We start from the raw sequence: 19,622 nt of genomic DNA, 5'->3' as shown, positions 1-19,622 counted from the left end.
GATGGAAAATATTAACAACCTGCTCAACGATAGCAAGCGTATGATCCGCATCCGCTCAAGCGTATGGAGCCGTAGCGAGATGCTAACCCCGCTTGAGACATCCAGCAGCGAGCAAGATGAGTTGGAGCTAGATGATGAACAAGCAGCCGCCCAGGCACGGGAGTTGGAAAACCACCTGCAGGCCCATCTGCGTATCCTCCATCCGGCCTCGGTGGCCCCTCAAGGTCGGGGCGTGGATCAGCCAGGCGAGCCAGTAAAAAAAAACGTGTCCCTATTGCCATGGGCGCCGCTATTTCCGCCATGATGTCCCCTTTGGAGATCCCCTGTTTGGTAAGGCGGTCGCGTGCATCTGCCAGCACGAGCGCCAGCTAGAGCTGCAGCGCCAATATCTCCGCCAGCTCTCCAACCTGGATACGCTGGAGGAGTTCCGCGACAAGAGCCTGCGCACCTTCAACGGCTTTATCCCGGGCTCGCGGATCGCTTTCCAGCAGGCCACCGATTACGCGAACAAGCCCGATGGCTGGTTGATCTTCATCGGTCATAACGGTTGTGGCAAGACGCACCTGGCCGTCTCCATCGCGCGCTACCGCCTGGAGGCCGGGGATAGCGTCCTCTTCATGGTCGTGCCCGATCTACTGGACTACCTGCGCGCAACCTACGCCCCAACGCACAGGTGCGTTACGATAAGGTCTTCCAGCAGATGCGCGAGACCCGGCTGCTGGTGCTGGACGATCTGGGCACCGAGCAAAATTCACCCTGGGCCAACGAAAAGCTCTTCCAGTTGCTCAACTATCGCTACAATGCCCACCTGCCCACCGTGATTACCACCAACCTGATCGGACTGGCAGGGATCGAGCCACGCATCCGCTCCCGCATGAATGATCGACGCCTGGTTCGCATCGTCGCGATGGAAAATGTTCCCGATTATCGCCAGCAGTCAGACGACAAGGGAGCCGGGGCGCACGGAAATCCAGGCTGCTAACGGCGAAGTGCAACCAGTGGAAGCTTCAACCGTTTAATTAGTAGAGATCATTCAGCAAGGGATACCAAGACAAAACGATGGAAAAATTTACTGATTATTACGCTGTACTCGGGGTTGAAGCCAATGCATCAGCCGAGGTGATTAAAAAGGCCTTTAAGCACCTGGCCTTGCAGTATCATCCCGATGTCTATAAAGGGGATGACGCGGAGGAGAAGACGCGCGAGATCTTGCTGGCCTACCAGACCTTGAGCGATCCCGAGCGGCGACGCAGCTTTGATGTGAGTCGCCGCCGGCATGTGCCAGGCGCCGCTTCGGCCTCAGCAAACGGTGCGGCCAGCGCGGTGTATGAGGCGGAGCCACGCAAGCCCAGCCGAGCCTTCGCGTTTCCGCCCCTGGATGACCGCTCACCGGCACAGATCGATCTGGGAGACATCACGTACCTGCTATCGGCCCACGAGGTACGCAAGCTCAAGGATCTGGGCATGTTGCGCGGTGCCAGGCTGCCTTCAACGGGGGATAATTACTATTGTCATCGCTGCCACCAGCGCTGGCAGAGCAGTTCACGCCCAACGATCTGTCCAAATTGCAAGGCCCGCGACTGGAACGAATACCTGCTACTGCGCTGCCAACACTGCCAGGCCGTTTTTGAGAGCGAACAGATTCGCTACGAAGTCGGCTCAATACGCTACGGCGACGGCGCGCTCTGTCCGCCCTACGAGCTCTTCCCGCTCTGCCCACAATGCGGCAAAGCCGAATGGTGTCCCGCTGAAGAAACACGCCTCTGGAACGTCCGCGACCGCGCGGCGCGCATCTCGAAATGGCGCCATCGCTTCGGCCTCGATTAACAGCGAAAAAGCTTGAAAACACTGGACAGGTCGTTTATACTTGAAGAGAAACCCGTCCAGTGCTTAATGAAAGGTATATATTCACCAATGACATGGACATTAGTTGGCCGCTATCTTCCCTAGTGGCTTAAGCTCTTCATTGAGGCTCGATCCTATTCACACCATAATCGTATAGGATCAAAGCTCCCGAATCTCGCCGCACCCTGGCCACCATCCTGTCCGGTACCACCCACCACAAGGACAGTAGCTATTCCTGGTGTGCGCGTACTTGCCCGCTTAAAGCCACAGGCCCGTGGATACCAGGCAAGAGCGTTGCATCACCATCGCGTCACAACTATAAGCCACGCCATTGTCGTCAGAGCACACCTCTACCTCCCTGGTATCCACCTGATCCCTTTTTCATGGAGTGGATTATTGTATAGCTTCACGCTATGCGCAGACACGGAGGTTTATCATGCCTGATCTAAAAGCCGTGGTTGAGATGCCACAGATTTTGCAGCTGCTCGCCAGCCATTTCACGACACCTATCATTGATCTCGCCCCCGTCGAAGGTGGATTAATATCGCGCACATGGTCCTTTCAGGCTGGTGGAGAAGAGTATATTATCCGCTTCAACAAAGATAATATGTTGAGCTCCAACCTGCCTAAGGAACAGTATCTCTATCAGAAATTGGCGCCCACAGGGGTCCCGATACCAGAGATTCTCTACACCGGGCGCCTGGGAGAGCTCTATTATGCGATCTCGCGCAAGGCGGCTGGCAAAATGCTGGCACAGCTTCCGCTGAAGGATGTTGAGCAGCTGTTCCCGCAGCTGGTTGAGATTATGGATGCCATCCACCAGATAGATATCAGCGATACAACTGGCTATGGAGTATTCAACTATCAAGGCAAGAGCCCGGCCAAAAGCTGGCGTGGCGTGCTCTTACGTGTGAACAAAGAGGAAGATGATAAGGACTTCTTCGGCAAATGGCATCACCTGTTCGAAGATAGCTTCCTGGAACGGCCACTGTTCGAGGAGATTTATCAACACATGCGCCAGTTGCTCATCTTCTGTCCCGAGGAGCGCTACCTGATGCATGGTGGTCTCTCGGTACGCAACCTGCTGGCCCAGGATGGTAAGATCACGGCCGCCCTGGACTGGGTCGATGCGATGTACGGCGATTTTGTCTATGATATCGCCTACCTGGACTTCTGGAGTCCGAGCTGTATGTGTCCGAGCGTTTCCAGGCCCACTACCAGCAGCGGCAGATCGCTGTACCTGAGTATGCACAACGGCTTCTTTGCTACCAATGCTACATAGCCCTCAGTGCCCTACGCTTCTATGCCTTTAGCGCTGACGAGCCCGCCTACCAGTGGTTGCGCCGGGTCATCGAGTCCAAACGCCTGGCCGGCGGCGGCTAAGCATTGCGTCCGATAACCAGGTAACCAAAATCAGCAGGGACAATGATACACACATAAGCTCGATTTTTCACCCGAGCGTATCATTGTTCCTGCTGCCTTATATAACTTCGTTACAGACCAGCTGATATCTCTTGTAATAACCATACGTTGCCATCGGGATCACTGAAGCGAACATACTTCACGCCCCCGAGATCGTCGATCTCGCCCACCTCAACACCCCGGCCGGCGAGCTCCGCACGGGCCTGAACGATGTCCGCAACCACCAGATGCAGGCCCTTGACGCTTCCCGGTTGCATGGCTGAGATTTCGCCCATCCCGGTGCCGATAACGATCGAGCAACTTGAGCCAGGAGGCGTAAGTTGGACGATTCGCATCCCGTTACCCGGCTGGATATCGTGGTCTACGTTAAACCCGATCTTCTCGGCATAGAAGTCTCTGGCACGATCAACATCTGAGACCGGCATAGGCACAACCTCAAGCTTCATATCCATCTGCTTTTCCTTTTTTTGGGCTAAATATATAGCACAATAAGATTGCGAACAACTTAATTGTGGCAATCATAACACAGAATTAAAAAAGAAACTTCTTCCAGCTTGCTCTTAAATAATGAGCCAGGCACGCTTATTCTGCTTGTTGAGGAGTTTTCAACAGCAGAAAAGCAACGACAGCCATGATTAAAGAGAAGACCACGCCAATCGCAAAGGTTGTCTGTGGGGTGATCCAGTGTCCAACCAGGGCCTGTGCCAATGGACCAAGCATGACCGCCGCCGAGATGGCCGAGCCGCGTATCCCCATGACCTGGCCACGATTTTTCTCGGTTGTGGCACCCAGATAGATGCCGCCCAGGGCTGGCCCGGCGAGGGCATTGCCCAGTCCTGCCAGTGCCGCGCCCACCAACAACAATGGATAGAGGGGAGCCGCGAACATAAACATATTGAGGGCACCGAAGAGCACGCTGCCAAGCACGATGAGCGGCTTCTTCGGCCACCGCTCCGACAGGCGCCCCAGGAAGAGCGGCGAGACCGCCAGGGCCAGGCCAAAGACACTGATAATCAAGCCATATTGTGGTGCACTATAGCGCAGCACTTTCTCAAAAAAGAAGGGATATTGTGGGAAGACAAAGGGATAGGTGAAGATCAAGCCGAAATCGATCAGCAGGAACGGCGCGAAGAGCCAGATCAAACCACCCAGGCGCACTTCATTGGTCTTTGTGCTCGTTGATCCCGGGCGGGCTCTTTGCGTCCGCGCCTCTAGCCGCACGTGCGCTGGCAAGGTTTCGGGCACCAGAAACATAGCCAGCAGAGAGGCCAGCAAGGCGATACCAGCAGAGAGATAGAAGGGGCCGGTAAAACCCAGGGCTTGATAGAGGAAGCCACCAATACCAGGTCCCAGCGCGATCCCGGTGGCCTGCGCCGTCGTGAGATAACCAATCCAACGCCCCTGCCTGGCCTGCGGAATCGTATCGCCGATCATAGCCATCGAGGCAGGCATCAAGCCAGCAATCAACGTACCCTCAACAAAGCGAATCAGTATGAACAGCAAGGGGATATTCACGAACGTAAGGAGCAGGTTGGTAACGATAAAACCGGCCAGGGAAATAAAGAGGATCGGCTTGCGCCCGATGCGACCAGCCCAGGTTCCCATGGGAGTACTGAAAAGGAACATGCCCAGCCCAAAGGCACCTTCCATCAAGGCCAGGGTCTCTGCACCCAGCCCCAGAGCTTGCAGGCGCTGTGGGAAGACGGGCATGATAATAGCAAATCCAGTCATTAACAAGGTGACGCAACCGATAAGGAACGTCAGCGCAACGGTGATTGAGCGCGCTGGCCTGGCGGAACCTGTTATAGTAGGCTCTGCCTGCATCGCAGTACTCTCTTTTATGGTGGCGGATTCAGGATCCGGGCACATTGTCTGCATAGAATTCGTCATTCCTTTCATGCTCGCGCATATAGCTTGCATTTCGCAAATATCTTCTCTCTATCTCTTCTTCTCACCCGGCACAAAAATGGCAATCAAATGTTTATAGAAAAAATTAGAGAAATTTAGAAAAATCAATGTTCGGTTAGATACAAGGCTATTTCATGTTCGTCCAGCGAATGGACATCTTTCAGGTGTGGAGTGTGTGGAGTGGGCGGCCGCAGTCGCCCACTCTACACACTCCACACCCCCAACCCGACGCCGCAGGCGCCAAAGAGAAATATTACATAACCCAGGGTTAGACACTTCATACATTGACGGTAAAATACATCCTATATTAAAATGAAAATTAGCCGAACACAGAGAGGATTATACAACACATTATGAATAGAGATCGTTTAGTAGAAGCGATTCAATTACGTGAAGAGGGCGCGCCAAACAAGATCAAACCACTCTAAAGCAGGCCCTGGCACTGCTCACGGAACTGGGCGCAGCCTTCCCCAACGATGCCGAGATCAGCTTTCAAAGGGGAGTGGCGCATGACAATCTAGGACTTGAGGATGGGGCGATCCCGCTCTATTTGCAGGCCATTGAACAAGGGCTCGCCGGGCCAGACCTCGAAAGGTGCTTGCTTGGCCTGGGAAGCACATATCGTGGCCTGGGAGAGTATGCGAAAGCCGAGGAAACCTTACGTCGGGGCGTCAGAGAGTTCCCTGACAATCGGGCGCTGCAGATCTTTCTCGCGATGACCCTCTATAATGCGAAACAATACAGGGAGGCGATGGAGATAGCTTTAACCAATCTGCTGGAGACCACCACCGACGAGAAACTGCTGTACTTCAAGCGCGGCCTTTCATACTATTCACAGAACCTCGATGAGGTCTGGCAATAATAGTGCTATTTATACTTATTCAGAAAGATTAATAGTATATGTTGGTAGTTCAAAATCATCGTACGTCCCCGGCAACGATACAGCAGCGCTATCCAGGGGCCAGGATCATTGATGTGACATCCCAGGGGGTCGAGCCATGGATTCGCTTCAGCCCGTTTTATCCGCACGGTGGCATTCCGGTTCCGTTCTCGCCCGGCTGGAGCAGCGCCAGCGTAGAGGGGATCTGGCAGGGACTCAAGGTGTTTGAGCGGGCTGATATAGATACAGGCAAGTTTACCAATACCAGCATGCGACAGCTCAAGCGTACCGTACGCACCTATGGTCGCGTACTCGGACACCGCGCGGGCGTCAACGGCAAGGAGCTGCTGCCGTATCTAGAGGCGCGCCAGCAAATCTATCTGCCCTCTTATCAATGGGTGATCGAGCACTGTTTGCAGGAACAACTGGCCGAGCTGCGCCGCCTCTCACAAAACGGGACAGTTGTCCTGCTCGACTATGAGACGAACACCGACCTCAACGATCCCAGCAAACCTCTCTCGCACGCCGGCCTCATCATTCACCATTTAACATAATGTGCTGCTTCATTCTTTATAGTGTTTTAGCAGCTAGTGTTTTAGTATAATGAGCGGACGAGGCCGCCATCGACCTGGATGGTGGTGCCGGTGATGTAGCCTGCCTGGCGCGATGAGAGGTAGGCTACCAGGCTGGCCAGTTCTTCGGGTTGACCCAGGCGGCCCATAGGAATGCCCTTGGCCAGGTCTTTGAGCGCCTCTTGCTCGCTGATGCCTTGCTCGCGCTTCTGCTGCATGCCGGGACCTTTGCGCAGGCGATCGGTTAGAATGCGGCCGGGACAGACATTGTTGATGGTAATGTTGTCAGGAGCCAGTTCGATAGAGAGCGATTTCGCCAGCCCGATCACGCCGGGCCGAATGGCATTGGAGAGCAGCAGGTCATCTATCGGTTGTTTGACCGAGGTGCTGACGATGTTGATGATACGCCCACTACCACTCTCCCGCAGATAGGGCAGGGTCAGGCGGATCAGGCGTACGGTGCTCAGGAGGGTCAGTTCAAAGGCGGCCTGCCACTGGGCATCATCAAATTGCGCGAACGAGCCGATCGGTGGCCCACCAGCATTATTGACCACGATATCCAGCCGACCATATTCACGAATGGTGGCATTCACAATCGCGGCCAGATCCGCTTCGCGCGTCACATCAGTGGGCACCACCAGAACATTCGCCCCGTTATGACTCCGGATCTCGCTGGCCGCTTCCTCCAACGTCTCCTGGTTACGCGAACCGATCGTAATCGAGGCTCCCTCGGCCGCCAACGCCAGCGCACAGGCGCGACCAATCCCCTTACTGGCCGCCATGACCAGCGCGACCTTGCCCTGTAAACCTAAATCCATAACATTCTCCGATATCTTCATCCATTGACAGCATTGATTTAATTCATTATAGGATGGCCTAAAAAATAACCGCAAGGGCTAATATTTCTCGATCAAGAAATAATGCAAACAAGCAAAAGCAGCAATAAAAAAGATCTGTACGTGCGGGCTTGCCCCGCTTATTCCGCTCCTGCTCGAAAAAGACGAAATAATAATGCCACGCATCCAATTAAATAGTTGCAAATCGTTATTATTGTTGCTTTTTCGAAATGGAAGGTTAGAAGCGGGGGCAAGCCCCGAACGTACAGATCGTTATTATTGTTGCTTTTTCGAAATGGAAGGTTAGAAGCGGGGGCAAGCCCCGCACGTACAGATCGTTATTATTGTTGCTTTTTCGAAATGGAAGGTTAGAAGCGGGGCAAGCCCCGCACGTACAGATCTTTTTTATTGTTGCCTTTTCGAAATGGAAGGTTAGAAGCGGGGACAAGCCCCCGTACCTATTATTTGATTTTATCGATGACCACCGTGCCCACAATAAAGATGGTCAAACAAGCGGCGCAGAAGCTGATCCAGCCGCCGGTGCCACCAACCATCAGCAAGCAGATCATGGCACACACGATTAGAGCCACCAGTGTCATGCCAAACGCGATGAGGCGGAACAGATTCGTGTTGTCGGGTGCCGGTGGATACAGCTTGCTGGCTGACTCCTCACGCAGGGGTTGCTGGTAGGGAGGCTCGAATTGTTGGTATGAGTAGGCCGTCTCGCCCTCATATTTTCCATAGTCTGCGCCTGCTTGCGCCTTTGATGGCTCGTTAGCTTCTTGCTGCGGCATCATAGCAATTATTCCTCTCACGTAAACTTTTTACAGGATTCAACCTTCTTCTTTGAGATACGTTCAAAAGAATACAAGGTTGTATGGCACAGATTAGCGGTTGCCACAAACTTTTTCGCACAGCCACGAAAAGCGCAAGAATGGAACAGTAGAACACAATTTCGCTTGCTATAATGCTGACATCGGTTAAGAGGAGGAACGCCATGGATTACCTCAAGTGTATCCAGCATAGTATTGATTATATTGAAGAGAACCTGCAAGGAGAGATCAGGGTTGATGAGCTGGCCAGGATCGCGGGTTTCTCGCCCTATCACTACTATCGTGTGTTTAACGCTTATGTTGGCATACCCGTTGTGGACTATATCAGGCGCCGGCGCCTGGCGCACGCGGCCGCCCAACTTGCCTGTGGCAAACGGATCATCGATATCGCGCTGGACTATGGCTTTGATACCCACAATGGCTTCGCCAAGGCTTTCCGCAAGACGTATGGCTGTTCTCCCGAACAATACCGTATCTATGTCTCAGGACAAACGCCCAAAAAAGTAGATTTGCTACTTTTGATGCAACACAATTTGAAAGGATCGATTGTCGTGGAACCAAAGATCGTGGTAAAACCGGCCGCCAAAATCGCAGGCTACGAGCTCAAAACAACCTGTAACGAGGGACAAAATCTCAGGGATATCCCGGCATTCTGGGCCAGATGACGCCCGAGAAGTTTGATATGCTGCACAAACAGCTCCATGTTGTCCGTCACAATGAAATCGGGGCATGTCTACCACCAGACCCTATAACTGGCAACTTCTCTTATGTGATTGCCGTTGAGGTCCATGATTACGATGGCGTCCCGGCAGAGATGTTCCGTGGCGAGATACCTGAGGCGACGTATGCTGTGTTCACGGTGCCAACCGCTGAGTCGACGGCAGGGCCCGAGTTCTCTAATGCAATCCAGGGGACGTGGAAGTATATTCATGGTACCTGGTTCCCTGACTCCGGCTATGAGTTCGCCGAGGGAAAGGTCGATTATGAGCTTTATGATGGTAATGAGCAACAAATTGATAATGTCGAGATCTATATCCCAATCGTCAAAAAAGCCTGATCTACACTTAACCATAGACTAGCAGTACGGTTCTCGTATAGCTGAGTGCGTGGGGCTCATCGGCTCCACGCACTCATCCTCTCTTTTAATCAGGCACCAGACCGCACCACTCCAGGGCCCCATAGCCGCGCTCCCAATGATCCCCCCAGGAAACGCAGCCCGGACGATGCCACAGGCTGCCGCCAGCGCCCCTCACCATGCTCCAGCAACGACACCCGGCGATCCTCCAACTGCACAGTCACCGCATCCGGTGCCCTTTGCACAGCTAAATAATCCATACTCCAGCATCCTTTGCTATTGTAATTCAGGGTACTATCTTCCCATCCAAAACGCAGTTAGCGTGGTTTTGACCAGCGGGCCTGATGAGCCTATGGGGCAATCAGTACTTCTAGCAGAAAATGAACATTTATGCATAGAAAAGCATCTCTATCTAATGAAGACATATTTTGCAGATAAAGGGGACTCCATGTTAAAATACCGTTGGCAGAAACTCTGCCTGTTCGCCGCTCTTTTCACGCTATGCAGTTTGCTTATCGGTTGTGATTCGTTCGTAAATGCATGGATCTCGACCAGATCCACTCCCACAGGAACTTCTCTTCATTCTACACTTCCAGGAAACAATGTGGCCATCAGTAGCTGTCAGGACCGGCCATCAGCGCCCGTTGTGACCAGGAACGCACCAGGCAGGGCACAACAAACCCTCTATGTCTCGACCTACACCCATCTCTACGCTATGAATGCCAGCAATGGTACAGTGCGCTGGTGTCAACAAGTGAAATCAACCAGACAATTTGAATGCCCACCAGGGGCGCATTGTCCGCAACATCCATTTCCCACATTCGGCACGCCAAAAGTGATAAACGATGCTGTCTATATTTGTATTAGTCAGGATGGAGACTATACAGTAGCCTTTAATAGGAAAAGTGGTTCGCTGCTCTGGAGCGCGCCTGGCGATTGTGGAGTTGTTAATATACCCTTTGCAGATTATGCAGCTCCCCTCGTGAAGGACAATATTGTATACAGCGGCAGCTACGCGTTGCGCGCGCAGGATGGGAAAGCGCTTTGGCGCGTTGCCATCAACCAGGATGCAGATGGGACACTCTCACTTCAGGCTCTGGTAGACAATACCATCTACGCTAATACTCAGAATCACATCTATGCCATTGATGCCAGGAATGGCAAAATCCTTTGGCGCTCTGCACCTGATGAGAGTGAACCTATCAGCGGTCCACTCGTTGTCTCTGACCAACGGATCTTCGTCGGCACGCTCGGTTCAATCGGTAGCCCGGATGCTGGTAGTTTTTATGCCCTGGACGCCAACTCAGGCAAGGTACTCAGGAACTATCACCTGCACTTCTATCAAGGCGCGGTCGTACAGAATGGGAACATTTATATCGGTGCCCAGAATCTTTACGCTCTGAATAAGCAAACAGGTAGCGTGCTCTGGGTCAAGCAATTGGCCGGTCAAGGAACAGGAATGAGTGTCAGCCCAGGAAATGTGCTCTATATCAATGCCGATGGCACTTATGCTCTCAACAGCATGAATGGCAAAGTACTCTGGCATGAGAGCCTGGGGAGTAGCCCGAGTGTCTATTTCGTGCCACCTGTCGTGGTAAGCGGAGTGGTCTATCTCGCCAGCATTGATGGACAGGGGCGGAGTATTCTTTATGCCCTCAACGCCAGCAACGGCACCGAATACTGGCATAGCAACTATCCCTATCAGTTGGAGCCCCTGACGGTCGCATAATGGCTCGTGACTCAAATTTTTCTATATAATGGAATATAACAATAAACAAGTGAAAGGGTAAAAATAATATGTTAAGACGCGCCATTGTTATTTTCCCGCATCTAGAGTTGGCCCAGATAGCAGCCATTCAGCAGATCAGAGATACCTAATAGAAGAACAGCATGGAAAGCGGCAGGTAGAGTGCAAGGTAACGCTCTCATAAATCCTCCAGGCCAGATTCACGCAGACCCAGAGCAGAAAGGCGCCGGGGAGCCCTTTCTGGGTGGCGATCAGGCGCAACGGCATGCATTTCATCGACCACCCGACCGAAACCCACAACCTGCTGGGAATCCTCAACAACCCTTATCTCTCCCCTGAACAAACCCGCTAAAGCAACAATAACAACGATCTGTACGTGCGGGCTTGCCCCCGCTTAATCCGTTCCCGCGCGAAAAATTAATAATAATAATGCCACACTTCCAATTAAATAGTTGCAAATCGTCGTTATTGTTGCTTTTTCGAAATGGAAGGTTAAAAGCGGGGCAAGCCCCGCACGTACAGATCGTTATTATTGTTGCTTCCGATGCATTGCTTGATTCTTAAATGAAATGTATCGAGGACAGGCTACGCGCACAGGCAATTTGTGTTCTTGTTGCTGTTTCAGCGAATGGTATTGGTCGTCGAGAGGCAACTACAGCTCTTCTGGCAAGGGTGGGCGCACAGATGCCAGGGCGTTTTTGTGTATCGCTCCAAACTTATGATAATTTTCTCTGGCCAACGCAAGACTCATATGGTTCGGGCTCAAAGAACGGTTTATGTTGGCATCCACATCCCTCTGTCCATCGTCTTGCCAGTAACAAACCACACAAATCTCGTATTCGCCGCGCTCATTCAAGGTTCTAAAGCCGCAACAAGGGCAGCGATATTTCCCTCCATCCTCGGGTTTGGGAAAGGTCAGCTCCCTTAGGATTCCCGCATGACCGAACTGCTGCTTATGTTCTGCGATCGACGCGATTAACTCACCACGATATTGGTATTTGTCGTCAAGCATGAATGAGGCAAACTTTTTTCTCCCGTCAGCTCGATAGGTAAGCAAAGTTCCTGCTGCTGAAACTTCTACCACATCTTGCCAAAGTACAACTTTTATGCTCTTGCGCCCGATCATTCTTATAATCTCAAGCAGGCCATGTTCACAAATAATTACACGCCTTTCCTGCTCTTGTCGCATTATAAGATAGCCAAAAAGACATGTGAAAAACAGGGAATAGAGAACTTTCCATAAAAGGGGAATATGATAAATACGAGAGATATCATTAAGTAGTGAGGACAGCAAAATTATGCCTGTAATAACCTCGGTCAAGATAGTTATAAGAAGATCGCGCTTAGATCCAGGCTTTATATAGACACTTAGAGGCGTGCCCAGCTGATTGGCCGCGCTAAGTTGATGGTCTTCCTCAGAGAACGTGCTCGTAGCCGCTATTGTCATGAAAAGTTCCCTCTTCTCAAACAATCTACCTGTGCATTAGATTCTTTGTATACAGTAGAAGATTTTCCGCTATTATACTCTTCAATATAGTCTCGTAGCAATCTATTCGTTCTTTTTACTACTTCGTCAGCAGAATTAATCACCTGAGGAGTAGCGTTTGTGCCAATACTACTACATGCAAGCCCTGCCAGAAACTTGTTGGCTCTTTTCTAATATGTTATGATATTTTCCTCAAGACTATCGTTCAAATTCTATCATTCAGGAAAGGCCGTCTCATGGTTGCTGTGAATCGGTAAGTCCCTCAGTTTAGAGCTTGATGCCAGGGCAAAGAAGAAGGCTGTCACGTGACAGTCCAGTGTTCATGCGGGCTGCGCGCTCACGCGTAGCAGTATCAACCCACAGAATATGCGCTTCTGCCCTTGATTCATGCGCTCTCAATTGATGGCACGGACAAGCAGCCAGGGATGCAGCCAGGTAATCTTCTTCCATTCCGTCTCTTCTGCCTTTTCTCCATATAGGGGACCACTTCAGGTCTGCTCTCCCTCATGCTCTACCCTCCTGCCTTGTTGAGTGCGCTCCTTCCTTTACCCACATGGGTACAACGAAATGGAGCGAGAGCTATGCACCGAAGATCCAGATGGCGGAAAAAACGTTCCGCTCAAAGAGATCGACAGATGAGGAGCTTGTGGACCAGCCGGGAGCTGCTGATCCAACAGCAGGCACAGTTGGGGCTGCGCGAGTATGACTCGCGCCAGCCTGCCTGTCATTACAACCTGCATATTCAGCCTGCCTGTGGCGGCCTGGATTACCATAATTACCATATCCGATACCTGGGAATTAAAGAGGATAAACATGTCTGGTCAGTGGTCGATGCGCCTTCTGGTCAGGAGAAGAGCCACCGAGTCTACGCCTTCTCGAAGGAGCAACTCATTCGAGAAGTGATCGATGCTGCCAGCAGCCTGCTGGTCACGGACATGACCAACGACGTCGGAGATCCCTCTCTCTGGACCAGGCTCGCTGAGTCACTCGCGCTTGCTTTGCTCGATCTATATCAACACGAGCTGGAAAAATCTTCCGCGCGGCGATAGATCACAAACCAGCTAGCCTGGATACGGCTCTTCCAGAGCCAGTCCACATTCATTTATACATATTGAAATGATGCAGTTGGTTAAGTGACCACATCATTTCAATATGTATAAGATAAGGATAGATCTTTGCCCTGGCATAATAACAGGTTGAGCTAACTTTTTAGGCGCGCCTGCTTGTTGCATGTCGTTAGCTGATAGTGTATGGTGTATTTTGCATGGGTAGAAGGGATTTCCACCGTATCAGGGAAGGGAAAGGGGACAATATATGTATGATCCACAGCGTAAATATACTGTAGCTGAGTACTGGCGCATGCGCGAGACGTTTCCTGATCGAAAGTATGAGTATATCGATGGCGATATTCGTTTGATGACAGGCGGCTCCCTGGCTCATTCTGAGATCGGGGCAAATATAGTTAGCTTGTTACGCAGTGCTTTACGCGAGAGTGAATGTCACGTCTACAATTCTGATGCCCTGGTGCGGCTGTCAGAAAGTAAATATTATTGCCCGGATGCTTCTGTATCCTGCGATCCCGCCGATTGGACACGTAAGGAGGCCCTGGAAGCGCCAACAGTCGTCGTAGAAGTGCTGTCCCCACCACAGAGCGCATAGACACCACCGAGAAGCTAAGAGCCTACAAGCATTATCCAACTATTCTAGAAATTCTTTTGATTGATTCTCGTTCCTGCTCAATTGAACATCATCACCGCGTCGGCACCTATAAGTGGGAAGTTTCTCAGTATGAGGATCGCCAGGACACCATTCAGCTTGAGAGCTTAGAAATATCACTTCCGGTTAGTGAGGTTTATTTTAAGGTCTATCTGGAAACTGAAGATTAAACTTATATCTTTGTTTCTCTCAGCAAACCCAATCATTTGGATCAGGGCTTTTTTATGTTTCTCTTTGGCGCCTGCGGCGCCGGGTTGGGAGTGTAGAGTGTGTGGTGGGCGGCCGCCCACCACACACTCTACACATGAAATAAGGTATGTCTGATCACTTGCTCGTGATCTCCCTGTTTGCAGGAGGGAGAGGCTGCGACCGCCCACCACACACTCTACACATCTTACCGCTGACTCGTGATCTCCCTCCCTGCGATCTCTGGAGGAAGTTAAAAAAGCCCAATCATTTGGATAATATAATATTTGCTGAATTGGCTTATTTTGTGGCATGATGAAGGGAGAAATATCAATAGTAGAGTATAAGGTAGAGTATAATATATGGCAGTACGGTCTTTCACTATAGATGTAGAAGAATCGGTCCTTACAGATTTGCAGCAGCGCCTGGCGCTGGCACGTTGGCCGGACGAGATTGAAGATAGCGGCTGGGATTATGGGACGAACCTGGCGTACCTGCAGCAGCTGGTAGACTATTGGCGCACTGACTTTGATTGGCGTGCCCAGGAACAATTACTGAACTCTTTTCCGCAATTTATAGCTGAGGTGGATGGACAGGAGATTCATTTTATCCATGTGAAGGGCAAGGGTCCCAATCCGCTACCGCTGCTGCTCTCGCACGGCTGGCCGGGCTCTTTCTTTGAGATGTATAAGGTCATCGGTCCCTTGACCGATCCTGGCTACTACGGCGCCGATCCATTGGAGGCCTTTGATGTCGTGGTGCCGTCGTTGCCAGGCTATGGTTTCTCGGGCCGACCACGCACGCCGGGCATGAACGTGCCGCGGATCGCTGAACTATTTAAGCGCCTGATGACCGAAGAGCTGGGCTATGATCGCTTTGGGGCCCAGGGCGGCGACTGGGGTAGCGGCATTACCCTGCGCCTGGGACAGGAATATCCCGACCACCTGATCGGGGTGCATGTGAATATGGTACCGCTCAATCTGGAGCCCACGGAGGGGGAACCTTCCGAGGAAGAACAATACTGGCGCGAGCAGTTGCGGCGCTTTCAGTCCGAGGGCGCTGGCTATAGCCATATCCAGGGCACGCGGCCACAGACGCTGGCCTATGCCTTGAACGAGTCGCCGGTCGGGCTGGCCGCCTGGATCATCGATAAATTCCGAGCCTGGAGCGATTGCCACAACGAGCTCGAACAGGTCTTTACACGCGATGAGCTGCTCACCAACATCATGATCTATTGGGTCACCCAGACCATCGGCTCATCGATGCGGCTCTATTATGAGACCACCCATAGTAATTTAGCACCCTATAAAGTTGATGTACCAACCGGCGTCGCCCTATTCCCGAGGGAGATTTCGACCCCACCCCAGGAACTGGCCGGGCGCCAGTATAACATACAACGCTGGACCACCATGAGCGCGGGCGGACACTTCGCGGCCCTGGAACAGCCTACGGCCCTGGTCCATGAGATTCGCGCCTTCTTCAAACATCTTCGACCCTGAAGGTGTTTATTGCTACAAGATCAGCCTGGCACCTTTTAATAAGGTTGCCAGCGCTTGCTCGACCTCTGCCTTTTTATTGGCGACCATGCTCGGCGTTAAAGGCAAAGCTCCAACGGATTTGAAGCGTTCTGCAATGTCAGGTCGCCGGGATAGAGGATGTAGGCGCACGAGACGACCTTCTCAAACTGGTAGCGGCCGCGCCGGTCGATGGTCTTGCGCAGGATGTAGTGGTGATACTTGAACATCTTGTCCTTATCATCCTGCGTCGGCTCGTGCTGACCCCCTTTCTTGATCTCCCATTTATATTTGACGTCAAAGACCAATACCTCGCGCGGCTGCCCCTGTTCGTAGATCTCTAGCGCCATATCGGGCGTCAACTGTGCGGTGTGCTCGGCCTGATCGATGCCCAGCAATTCTTCGCTGCGGATACGGGCATTGGAGAAATTGCGATAGAGTGGTTCATAAATAATTTCAACCTGTACGTTACCTTTGCGCAGGATTATACCGGGCTGGTTTTTATGTACAGTAAAATGAAAGGTATCCTTTTTAACTTCATAGAAGAAATGGTGCTCGTCCACACGGAAACCGGCATCAATGAGCTGCTTTATCAGGCTGGCGGTAATCGAGAAGACCGACCATAACTCATAAATCTCGCTGACCTTTTGCATCGAGAGTTCAGTGATGTAGCTGGTCGTATTGACGCTGATGCGCAGCTCTTCTTGAAACTGTAAGTAGAGCTGAAAAAAGCGGCTGTAGTGCTGGTGCTTGAGCAAGAGCTGGGTAGCCTGGCCGATCACTGGCGGCTGCCGAACGGCCTGCAGAAAGGGTTCGCCAACCCAGGCATTGCACTGCTGCAACATGCGCTGACAGCCCTGGATGACTGCCTTGAGCCGCACAATATCTCCTTGATGGATGGCGACAGTATCTTTCCAATTCCTGGCCCGAGCATCTTGCAGTAATTGTTCTTTGGTTATCAGTTCATCGCTGGCGCTGGATAGGACAAAATTGAGCTTATAATAGAGCTGCTGCTGGATAAAGTGCTTTAAAAACTGATTTTCGTAGACATCATAAGTGGTGGTATTCTGGCGCTCTAGCCAGCTGGCCGGGACATGCGGAATAGGGGCCTCGGCGGGAAGATTATGTATGGCCCCGGCCAGTGGAATACTCTCGGATGAAATGCGGCGCATGTGGTGAATATCCTGCTGCTCATAGCTATCTTTGAGTACCTGGTGCGGGCGGCGGCGAATGTGAAACATCACCTGCTCCAGCTCGCCGATCAATTTCTGCAGCAGGGCATATTCACGCAGGGCCGAGGACTCCTGCTCTTTGTGCTGAATTATAGCCCGCTCGTTGATCGAGGAGTTCAGCTTGAGCAACAGGTCCACCGCCGTCCGGCTGATATCATTGAGCATGTATTCATAGCGCTCTTGCGTTACCTTCTCAGGAAAGACACGGATACTGGCCTCCCAGGGCATCCCTCCATCAATTTGGATCGACAGGTGGGCGATCCCCGCATAACCTAATATCGGCCGCCACTGCCAGTAGCCAATGATATTCTTATTGGGTTCCAGCTCCTCACCATCGATCAAGATCTCCAGCCTGGTGGGCCAGCTTTGTCCTGGAGGCAGGATCGCGCGCAGCGTGTAGCCTCCTTTTTTGGGACTATTGCACTCTATGATACGTGCATCGAGATGCAGCTTGCCGGTATTGAATTGTAGCGGCCGCCCTTCCAGTTCAAAGCGCAGCTTAACGCCAGAAGTTGACATAGCCATCTCTTTCCAGTCGCACTTTCATTTCATTTAAACGCGCCACCGAACGTCCTAAATGTTCACGCTCCAATCTATTCCGCAATCGATCTAATACATCCGCAATCGCACGAGTGCCCCGGATATGGGGTAAGATCCGTTGCTTTATTTGCAGATCAATGGCCGCCTCCGGTTCCAGGATATTGCGACTATTGGCCAGATATTGCTCGATATCTTTGACGATCCGATATCCAATTCCCAACCCAACCGTGTTCAACTCTTTACGGATCGCATCGATCAAAGCACGATAGCTGTCATCGGTCTCCAACGATTTATAGCGATGCCAATCAGCCGCCGTAATCGTCACTGCATTGACGCCGGCCTGTTTTTTGGGAATCTTATTCAGCTCGACATCAAAGAAATCGATCGTATTGGCCCGATCCATCACTTTATCGCTCAGCGGCTGCGTCGTTTCATCCACATTGATCGTCCCGACAAAAAAGAGGTTGGTTGGGATGGCCACACTCTCCGGAGGGACAAAGCGCTTCTCCTCGCTCGCTTCTTGACGCTCATCCAGAATATTCTTGATAGTTTTGCTATACAGATTGATACGGCGGTAGGCGGGCTCATCCTCCTCCAGGGCGCTCAGGAACTGTGAGAAGTAATATTCGACATGGGCCAGGTTCATCTCATCCAGGCACATAAAATACATATGGTTGCGGTCCTCAGCGGCCCGCAGCAAAAAGTCGAGCGCGGTCTCCGTGATATATCGCTGGGTAATTGGATCGAAGTAGCCAATCAGGTAGCGATCATCGTTCCAGTTGGGGCGCACAGGCAGCCGTAGATAATGATCGTTCTCCACCGAATGGCCGATCGCCTCCGCGTAGAGCTGCGCCAGCTTCGATTTGCCGGTCCCCGATAGGCCAGCCAGAATCACAAAGGGACGCGTCTTCAAGCAGATATGATAGTTATCGATGGTCTCATCGCTAAAGTAATAGCCACGCGCGGCGATATAGCGCTTGATATGCTGCAACAGCTTAAACTCAGGCATGGTGCTGACCGGGGCCAGAGACACCACTTCATCGGTTAAGCTATCTCTATACGCAGGTCGTTTAACTGGCGCTAGATCGATTATTCCATCTTCATACGCAGTCAGGCGCGAAGGCAGCTCCTCAAGCACCACGGCCGCCTGGTCGGGCAGCTCCTCATCGAGGTCTACCTGACGCGCTACCTCACCCGAATGCTGGAAATACTGCACAAACTCATTGATGATCGACGATAAAGAGACCCGCGCATTTTCACGGTAGGCCTCATCCAGGATCGCGAACAACGGCTCAGGCACTGGCGTCAGATAGGCCCCCTGCCTCAAACTCGGCTCGCTATTATAAAAGAGATCTCTTTCGCCTGTATCCAGCAGCACCAACAAGCGTTCTCGATAAGGCGCAAAGAAAAAGACCCCGCGGGTCAAAGGGGGGTCCAGATAGCGAAAGTTCTGTAAGCGCACCAGGTAAGAAGGCTGCTCGCCCCATTCAGTATTGGCGATGCCAGACACCTCCTGGTAGCTACTCCTGACCTGTGAGATACCAGTAAAAGCATTATTATCGGTCAGGTGCAGCACGATATCGCCCGGCCGCACCGCCCGCATATTGGCATACTCATCCACCCCACCTTTTCCACGCTGCGGGGAAAAAAGCACCTGCCCTACCGCATACTCGCCATACTGCCGGTCTGGATGCCCTTTCACAATCGTCTTCTCGATCCAAATCTTAACGGAAGCCTGAGCCCCCTGAACACTATCTGGCATAGCTATACGAGCCTCTTTCATCAGACCATACTATCTAGATGCATTATAGTTATTATATTGACGCATCT

21 protein-coding genes and 1 pseudogene are annotated in these 19,622 nt (G+C 51.9%); 13 read left to right on the top strand and 9 right to left on the bottom strand.

Going from position 1 to position 19,622, the window contains the following annotated elements:
* The first annotated feature begins 1 nt into the window (after window position 1).
* Window positions 2-304, top strand: coding sequence for a hypothetical protein (locus EL645_RS37335; protein WP_126557445.1), 303 nt, complete (start codon window positions 2-4; stop codon window positions 302-304).
* A gap of 64 nt (window positions 305-368) precedes the next feature.
* On the opposite strand, the gene EL645_RS39870 is transcribed toward EL645_RS37335, so the two are convergent.
* Window positions 369-563 (bottom strand): hypothetical protein, encoded by a 195-nt coding sequence (locus tag EL645_RS39870; protein ID WP_161978014.1) that lies wholly within the window; start codon window positions 561-563, stop codon window positions 369-371.
* Between EL645_RS39870 and EL645_RS46140 the strand changes: the two genes are divergently transcribed.
* The 4 genes from EL645_RS46140 (at window position 525) to EL645_RS37315 (ending at window position 3,127) form a co-directional block, all read left to right on the top strand.
* Window positions 525-821 carry an ATP-binding protein gene (locus tag EL645_RS46140; protein WP_161978013.1) on the top strand — a complete coding sequence of 99 codons (297 nt, stop codon included), beginning with the start codon at window positions 525-527 and terminating at the stop codon, window positions 819-821. The two genes, EL645_RS39870 and EL645_RS46140, sit on opposite strands and share 39 nt — an antisense overlap.
* Window positions 782-982 (top strand): hypothetical protein, encoded by a 201-nt coding sequence (locus EL645_RS37325; RefSeq protein WP_503827031.1) that lies wholly within the window; start codon window positions 782-784, stop codon window positions 980-982. The genes EL645_RS46140 and EL645_RS37325 overlap by 40 nt, the downstream gene beginning before the upstream one ends.
* 77 nt (window positions 983-1,059) lie before the next feature.
* On the top strand, window positions 1,060-1,827 hold the full coding sequence (locus tag EL645_RS44955; RefSeq protein WP_126557443.1) for a J domain-containing protein: 768 nt from the start codon (window positions 1,060-1,062) through the stop codon (window positions 1,825-1,827).
* Between the two features lie 454 nt (window positions 1,828-2,281).
* Window positions 2,282-3,127, top strand: a complete 846-nt coding sequence (locus tag EL645_RS37315) for a phosphotransferase family protein (RefSeq protein ID WP_126557442.1) — start codon at window positions 2,282-2,284, stop codon at window positions 3,125-3,127.
* Window positions 3,128-3,338: 211 nt separating this feature from the next.
* On the opposite strand, the gene EL645_RS37305 is transcribed toward EL645_RS37315, so the two are convergent.
* Window positions 3,339-3,719: a VOC family protein gene (locus EL645_RS37305; protein WP_126557440.1), complete on the bottom strand. Its 381-nt coding sequence runs from the start codon at window positions 3,717-3,719 to the stop codon at window positions 3,339-3,341.
* 130 nt (window positions 3,720-3,849) lie between these two features.
* Window positions 3,850-5,091, bottom strand: coding sequence for an MFS transporter (locus tag EL645_RS37300; RefSeq protein ID WP_161978012.1), 1,242 nt, complete (start codon window positions 5,089-5,091; stop codon window positions 3,850-3,852).
* A 520-nt stretch (window positions 5,092-5,611) separates the two neighbouring features.
* Here EL645_RS37300 and EL645_RS37295 point away from each other — a divergent pair.
* Together EL645_RS37295 and EL645_RS37290 are read left to right on the top strand one after the other, a co-directional pair.
* Window positions 5,612-6,037, top strand: coding sequence for a tetratricopeptide repeat protein (locus EL645_RS37295; RefSeq protein ID WP_307720610.1), 426 nt, complete (start codon window positions 5,612-5,614; stop codon window positions 6,035-6,037).
* A gap of 38 nt (window positions 6,038-6,075) precedes the next feature.
* Window positions 6,076-6,609, top strand: a complete 534-nt coding sequence (locus EL645_RS37290) for a DUF6939 family protein (protein ID WP_126557438.1) — start codon at window positions 6,076-6,078, stop codon at window positions 6,607-6,609.
* A gap of 41 nt (window positions 6,610-6,650) precedes the next feature.
* On the opposite strand, the gene EL645_RS37285 is transcribed toward EL645_RS37290, so the two are convergent.
* Window positions 6,651-7,445 carry an SDR family oxidoreductase gene (locus EL645_RS37285; protein ID WP_126557437.1) on the bottom strand — a complete coding sequence of 265 codons (795 nt, stop codon included), beginning with the start codon at window positions 7,443-7,445 and terminating at the stop codon, window positions 6,651-6,653.
* A gap of 479 nt (window positions 7,446-7,924) precedes the next feature.
* Complete coding sequence (locus EL645_RS37280; protein WP_126557436.1) at window positions 7,925-8,260, bottom strand: hypothetical protein; 336 nt, start codon at window positions 8,258-8,260, stop codon at window positions 7,925-7,927.
* A gap of 200 nt (window positions 8,261-8,460) precedes the next feature.
* Here EL645_RS37280 and EL645_RS37275 point away from each other — a divergent pair, with 200 nt between their 5' ends.
* Entirely contained in the window at window positions 8,461-8,961 is a 501-nt protein-coding gene (locus EL645_RS37275; protein ID WP_161978011.1) for a helix-turn-helix domain-containing protein, read from the top strand.
* A gap of 17 nt (window positions 8,962-8,978) precedes the next feature.
* On the top strand, window positions 8,979-9,353 hold the full coding sequence (locus EL645_RS37270) for a GyrI-like domain-containing protein (RefSeq protein WP_161978010.1): 375 nt from the start codon (window positions 8,979-8,981) through the stop codon (window positions 9,351-9,353).
* 89 nt (window positions 9,354-9,442) lie between these two features.
* On the opposite strand, the gene EL645_RS39860 is transcribed toward EL645_RS37270, so the two are convergent.
* Window positions 9,443-9,631, bottom strand: coding sequence for a hypothetical protein (locus tag EL645_RS39860; RefSeq protein WP_161978009.1), 189 nt, complete (start codon window positions 9,629-9,631; stop codon window positions 9,443-9,445).
* A gap of 188 nt (window positions 9,632-9,819) precedes the next feature.
* On the opposite strand from EL645_RS39860, the gene EL645_RS37265 reads away from it, so the two are divergent.
* Complete coding sequence (locus EL645_RS37265) at window positions 9,820-11,100, top strand: outer membrane protein assembly factor BamB family protein (RefSeq protein WP_161978008.1); 1,281 nt, start codon at window positions 9,820-9,822, stop codon at window positions 11,098-11,100.
* Window positions 11,101-11,770: 670 nt separating this feature from the next.
* Here the strand turns inward: EL645_RS37265 and EL645_RS41995 are convergent.
* The gene (locus EL645_RS41995) at window positions 11,771-12,565 is read right to left on the bottom strand and encodes a CPCC family cysteine-rich protein (RefSeq protein ID WP_218032257.1); all 795 of its coding nucleotides are present in this window, start codon (window positions 12,563-12,565) and stop codon (window positions 11,771-11,773) included.
* Between the two features lie 674 nt (window positions 12,566-13,239).
* Between EL645_RS41995 and EL645_RS37255 the strand changes: the two genes are divergently transcribed.
* The 3 genes and pseudogenes from EL645_RS37255 (at window position 13,240) to EL645_RS37245 (ending at window position 16,005) form a co-directional block, all read left to right on the top strand.
* Entirely contained in the window at window positions 13,240-13,653 is a 414-nt protein-coding gene (locus EL645_RS37255; RefSeq protein ID WP_126557432.1) for a hypothetical protein, read from the top strand.
* Between the two features lie 265 nt (window positions 13,654-13,918).
* Window positions 13,919-14,490: pseudogene (locus EL645_RS46135) on the top strand (Uma2 family endonuclease).
* A 378-nt stretch (window positions 14,491-14,868) separates the two neighbouring features.
* A complete protein-coding gene (locus tag EL645_RS37245) occupies window positions 14,869-16,005 on the top strand; it encodes an epoxide hydrolase family protein (protein WP_126557430.1) in 1,137 nt (378 codons plus the stop codon).
* A gap of 95 nt (window positions 16,006-16,100) precedes the next feature.
* Here the strand turns inward: EL645_RS37245 and EL645_RS37240 are convergent, their stop codons facing one another.
* Together EL645_RS37240 and EL645_RS37235 are read right to left on the bottom strand one after the other, a co-directional pair.
* Window positions 16,101-17,771 carry a DUF2357 domain-containing protein gene (locus tag EL645_RS37240; protein ID WP_161978007.1) on the bottom strand — a complete coding sequence of 557 codons (1,671 nt, stop codon included), beginning with the start codon at window positions 17,769-17,771 and terminating at the stop codon, window positions 16,101-16,103.
* Window positions 17,752-19,554, bottom strand: coding sequence for an McrB family protein (locus EL645_RS37235; RefSeq protein ID WP_161978006.1), 1,803 nt, complete (start codon window positions 19,552-19,554; stop codon window positions 17,752-17,754). The genes EL645_RS37240 and EL645_RS37235 overlap by 20 nt, the downstream gene beginning before the upstream one ends.
* Between the last annotated feature and the right edge of the window lie 68 nt (window positions 19,555-19,622).

The sequence above is a fragment of the Dictyobacter kobayashii genome (genome assembly GCF_003967555.1).
Lineage (GTDB): Bacteria > Chloroflexota > Ktedonobacteria > Ktedonobacterales > Ktedonobacteraceae > Dictyobacter > Dictyobacter kobayashii.
The sequence above is the reverse complement of the archived record's forward strand: the minus strand, read 5'-3'. Positions and strand labels throughout refer to the sequence as shown.

What these genes read in the sequence shown, in the direction of transcription:
- EL645_RS37315 (WP_126557442.1), top strand. Translation starts at nt 2,282, where the DNA reads ATGCCTGATCTAAAAGCCGTGGTTGAGATGCCACAGATTTTGCAGCTG.
- EL645_RS41995 (WP_218032257.1), bottom strand. Translation starts at nt 12,565, where the DNA reads ATGACAATAGCGGCTACGAGCACGTTCTCTGAGGAAGACCATCAACTT.
- EL645_RS39860 (WP_161978009.1), bottom strand. Translation starts at nt 9,631, where the DNA reads ATGGATTATTTAGCTGTGCAAAGGGCACCGGATGCGGTGACTGTGCAG.
- EL645_RS37265 (WP_161978008.1), top strand. Translation starts at nt 9,820, where the DNA reads ATGTTAAAATACCGTTGGCAGAAACTCTGCCTGTTCGCCGCTCTTTTC.
- EL645_RS37240 (WP_161978007.1), bottom strand. Translation starts at nt 17,771, where the DNA reads ATGTCAACTTCTGGCGTTAAGCTGCGCTTTGAACTGGAAGGGCGGCCG.
- EL645_RS37280 (WP_126557436.1), bottom strand. Translation starts at nt 8,260, where the DNA reads ATGATGCCGCAGCAAGAAGCTAACGAGCCATCAAAGGCGCAAGCAGGC.
- EL645_RS37305 (WP_126557440.1), bottom strand. Translation starts at nt 3,719, where the DNA reads ATGGATATGAAGCTTGAGGTTGTGCCTATGCCGGTCTCAGATGTTGAT.
- EL645_RS44955 (WP_126557443.1), top strand. Translation starts at nt 1,060, where the DNA reads ATGGAAAAATTTACTGATTATTACGCTGTACTCGGGGTTGAAGCCAAT.
- EL645_RS37335 (WP_126557445.1), top strand. Translation starts at nt 2, where the DNA reads ATGGAAAATATTAACAACCTGCTCAACGATAGCAAGCGTATGATCCGC.
- EL645_RS37245 (WP_126557430.1), top strand. Translation starts at nt 14,869, where the DNA reads ATGGCAGTACGGTCTTTCACTATAGATGTAGAAGAATCGGTCCTTACA.
- EL645_RS37285 (WP_126557437.1), bottom strand. Translation starts at nt 7,445, where the DNA reads ATGGATTTAGGTTTACAGGGCAAGGTCGCGCTGGTCATGGCGGCCAGT.
- EL645_RS37275 (WP_161978011.1), top strand. Translation starts at nt 8,461, where the DNA reads ATGGATTACCTCAAGTGTATCCAGCATAGTATTGATTATATTGAAGAG.
- EL645_RS37235 (WP_161978006.1), bottom strand. Translation starts at nt 19,554, where the DNA reads ATGCCAGATAGTGTTCAGGGGGCTCAGGCTTCCGTTAAGATTTGGATC.
- EL645_RS37300 (WP_161978012.1), bottom strand. Translation starts at nt 5,091, where the DNA reads ATGCAGGCAGAGCCTACTATAACAGGTTCCGCCAGGCCAGCGCGCTCA.
- EL645_RS37270 (WP_161978010.1), top strand. Translation starts at nt 8,979, where the DNA reads ATGCTGCACAAACAGCTCCATGTTGTCCGTCACAATGAAATCGGGGCA.
- EL645_RS37255 (WP_126557432.1), top strand. Translation starts at nt 13,240, where the DNA reads ATGAGGAGCTTGTGGACCAGCCGGGAGCTGCTGATCCAACAGCAGGCA.
- EL645_RS37290 (WP_126557438.1), top strand. Translation starts at nt 6,076, where the DNA reads ATGTTGGTAGTTCAAAATCATCGTACGTCCCCGGCAACGATACAGCAG.